Source organism: Streptomyces sp. NPDC007162 (assembly GCF_040634175.1).
Taxonomy (GTDB): Bacteria; Actinomycetota; Actinomycetes; order Streptomycetales; family Streptomycetaceae; genus Streptomyces.
Map to the genome: position 1 here is coordinate 1 of NZ_JBEYFC010000703.1, position 3,820 is coordinate 3,820.

Below are 3,820 nucleotides of genomic sequence, written 5' to 3' on the forward strand. Positions count from 1 at the left end.
GACGAGCTGGTGCTCGACGAAGCGCACCGGCAACTGCTCCAGACCGGGACGACTCCCGGCCCGCGCTGCGGCGTTCGCGGGTCCGGGCCGGACCCGGTCCGTCACCTGACGTCGACGAAGTCCCCGGCCGCCGTCGCCGGGCCGGTGGTCGTGGTGCCGGCGAAACGGAAGCGGAAGTAGCCGTCCGTCCGGGCCTTGGTGGTGGTCCGCAGCGATCCGCCGCTGCCGGTGGTGACGGTCTTCAGCGTGGTGTAGGTGCTGCTGCCCTTCTTGCGGAACTGCAGCTCGACCCGCTGCCCCTGGTAGCCGGTGTAGCTGCCGCTCTCCCAGTTCGCGCGGGTGATCCTGCCGGTGACCGTGATCGTTCTGCCCTTGCGCACCGGTTCGGGCGAGGCGTTCACGGTGGCCCTGGCCAGCCGCTTGAGGTGAGCCGTGCCCGCGGCGTCGATCTCCGTCCAGTCGTCGGTGCCGTCCTGCGCCCCGGCGAGCACCTGCCAGGTGCCGGCGACGGCGTTGCGGTGGAGGTCCTTCGCCGCGTCCACACCGAAGCTCACCGCGCAGGTGGCGGAGGTGGGGTCGGTGGCCGACACCGCGCAGGTGCCGTTCGACGGGTAGTGCGGCAGGACGCCGTCGGCGTCATCGGTGTTCCGGCCGTGCCACAGGTAGGCCCAGGAGGCGGCGATGCCGTCGGGGTCCGTCGCCGTCCAGGTGATGGTGACGGTCTTCTTCGTGGTCAGGCCCAGTACGAGGTCCTTGCCGCCGTTGACGACGACGTGCGAGAACGTCGTGTCGGCGGCCCCGGCCCGGTCCGCCGCGTGGGCGGCCGCCGGGATCGACACGGACAGGGCGGTGGCAAGGGACACGGCGGTGACGGCCGGACGGATGCGCATGGAATCCCCCTTCGGGATCGAGCGGCCTCACCGTCCGCGGACAGCGGGACCTGATGATGCGTCACGCTGCCTAGACATACGGGGGGCGGGCACGGTTGCCCACGGATCCGCACCGTGTTCACCGCGCCGTCGGGTCCGGTGGCCGGGGCTCTCGGCCGGTGTCCTCAGTGCAGGGCGTCCGAGAGCCGTACGAAGGTGTGGCCGGCGTCCAGCAGACGGGGTACGGCCGCGGCGATGCCCTCGGCCGTACCGCCCTCGGGGTGGTTCATGTGGCAGATGACGACGGACCCCGCGGGTGCGGACCCGACGGTCGTACGGACCTGCTCGGGGGTGAAGGTGGCGCCCGCGTCGCCGTTGACCGAGAAGCCGGCGAACCGCTCGCCCAGCGCGGAGACGATCCTGGCCGCGACGTCGTCGCAGTACGCGGTGCCGGAGCGGAAGAACCGCGGCGGCTCGCCCAGCAGGCGGGTGAGCTTCTCCCGGTTGCCGGCGACCTCGTCGTAGACCTCGGCGGCGCTGCGGGTGCCGGGGATGCCGTAGGCGGAGCGGCCGGTGACGGAGAGCGGGAGGTGGCGGGTGCCGTGGTTGCCGATCTCGAAGAGCGGTTCGGCGGCCAGGTTGCGGAAGAGGGCCGGATTGGCGTCGATCCAGCGGGAGTTGAGGAACAGGGTGGCCGGGACCTCGCGCTTGCGCAGGAAGTCGATCAGGTCCCGGTCGTAGCCGCTGCCACCGCGGCCGCCGCAGGCGTCGAAGGTCAGCGCGATCCCGCGGTGCCCGGCGGGCAGCCGGTGCACCACGCCGGGCGCGTCGAAGCCCCAGGTGCGGGGCACGGCGTGGCCGTACTCGGTGACGATCTCGGCGCGGGTGACGGCGGGCGGCCGGGCCGTCCGGTGCGGCGACACGGCCGCGGGACCGGTGGCGGAGATCCGGGGCGAGGGCGGTCCGGAGGCCGCCGTCCCCGTCCTGCTCACAGCGGTCGCCTCGGTCGCCGCGCTGTCCTTGGCCGGTGCACCGCAGCCCGCCAGGACTCCCCCGGCCAGAGCCGCAAGCACCATGCGCCGGCTCGTTCCCATCCGCTCTCCCACCTGCCCCGATGTGCCACGCACAGGTGCCACACAGACGTGGCACGCACATGCTAGGCGGCGCATCGCCGCAGCCTGCCGGGACACCGGACAAGCCTTGCCCAACAAACCTTTGTGGATCATTTGCAGCACCCGGCTGAACCGCCTCCTGGGTCGCGCGTGTCCCATGTGCATCCCAGCACTGATCCGTCCTCGCAGGTCACCGGCGTGTCATCGTCCCGGCGTCCCAATCGGTACCGGGCGCCGCGTACGTCGGGACGGCCGCTGCCAGCCTGGTGCGCGCCGGGGGCTCCCGGCCGACTACCGGAGGGAATCACCAGATGGGACGGAGGACGCTTCTGCGGGGCCTGACCCTCGCGGTGGCAACGGTCCTGCCCCTGTACGGGCCCGTCGCGGCCCAGGCGGCCCAGGCGGTCCGGGCCGCGGCCACCGCGGGCGCGGGCGCGGTCGCGGTCTGCGGGCACACCGCTGAACAGCCCATTCTGCGGCTGGGAGCCACGGGGGACCCGACGGCCGAGGCGCAGTGCGAACTCGACCTGGCGACGAAGCCGAGCCGGTACACGCCGATCGCGGCGGACGGCTCCTTCGGGGCGGCGACCGAGACCCGGGTTAAGGAGTTCCAGGCGTGCGCCGGACTGGGCGTGGACGGCGTGCTCGGGCCGGAGACCTGGGCCGCGCTGAACACCTGGGCCGCCCAGCCGCACACCTGCGCCACCCCGGGCACCCCGGCCACGGCGCAGGCCGGGGTGTGCGGCCACACCGACACCCGCCCGACCCTGCGAAAGGGCGCGAACGGCGTCGAGGTCAAGGAGGTGCAGTGCCGGCTGAACCTGGCCATGGAGCCGTTCCACTACCCGCCGCTCACGATCGACGGCGACTTCGGAGGCGGCACCCAGGCCCGGGCCATCGAGTTCCAGAGCTGCGCCGGTCTCGGCACCGACGGTGTCGTGGGCCCCAACACCTGGGCGAAGCTGGTGGACTGGGCCGGCCGTGACACGTACTGCACGCCACCGCGCCCGGCCGGCTATCCGGTCGACGGCCTCGACACGGCCGAGTACCAGCACCCCGGCGGCGCGCCGATCGACTGGGCCGCCGTACGGGCCTCGGGCGTGGAGTTCGCGACGGTCAAGGCCACCCGGGGCCTCAACGTCACCGACCCGTACCTCGCCACCGACCTGCCGGCGGCCAGGGCGGCGGGGCTGGCCGTCGCGCCGTACCACTTCTACACGGGCTCGTCGCCGGACACCGGCGCCGCGCAGGCCGACCTGTTCATCGCCGCGGTACGGGCGACCGGCTACACCGGGCAGCGCGCGGGCGACCTGCCGCCGGTGTTCGACCTGGAACGCATGGACGACGGCACCGGCCGCTGCCCCGCCTACGCCACGGTGGACGACATCAGGGCCTGGCTCGACCGGGTGACGGCGGCCTTCGGCCGCACCCCGATCGTCTACACCCAGAAGTCCTTCCTGGACGACTGCCTGGGCTCGACCACCGCCCTCGCCGGATATCCGCTGCAACTCGCGGACTACCGCCGGTCGATCACCGAGCCGCCGCTGCCGGACGGCTCGACGACCTGGTCGATGTGGCAGTACACCGACGCCGCGCTCTTCCCGGGCATCCAGGCCCCGGCGACCGCGGACGTCTTCAACGGCACCCAGGCGGACCTGGACCGGCTGGCCAACCGCTGACAACCCGCCGCCCCGGCACTCCGGGGTCCTCGGGTACCACAGGGGAGTATCCGGGGACCCCGGTATCAGCAGCTCCGAGCGGGGGAACAGGTAGCGCATCTCGGCGCGGGTCAGCAGCTCGATGTTGACGACGGCGTCCATCGCGGACTCGGGGCTGTCG

The 3,820-nt window shown here is 73.2% G+C and carries 3 protein-coding genes; 1 reads left to right on the forward strand and 2 read right to left on the reverse strand.

The features are described from left to right. Positions 1–101: 101 nt before the first annotated feature. Together ABZ646_RS42395 and ABZ646_RS42400 are read right to left on the reverse strand one after the other, a co-directional pair. On the reverse strand, positions 102–890 hold the full coding sequence (locus ABZ646_RS42395) for a hypothetical protein (protein WP_360531887.1): 789 nt from the start codon (positions 888–890) through the stop codon (positions 102–104). 164 nt (positions 891–1,054) lie between these two features. Beyond that, complete coding sequence (locus ABZ646_RS42400) at positions 1,055–1,945, reverse strand: polysaccharide deacetylase family protein (RefSeq protein WP_360531890.1); 891 nt, start codon at positions 1,943–1,945, stop codon at positions 1,055–1,057. Between the two features lie 347 nt (positions 1,946–2,292). On the opposite strand from ABZ646_RS42400, the gene ABZ646_RS42405 reads away from it, so the two are divergent. After that, positions 2,293–3,660, forward strand: coding sequence for a GH25 family lysozyme (locus tag ABZ646_RS42405; protein WP_360531893.1), 1,368 nt, complete (start codon positions 2,293–2,295; stop codon positions 3,658–3,660). The last annotated feature ends 160 nt before the right edge of the window (positions 3,661–3,820 follow it).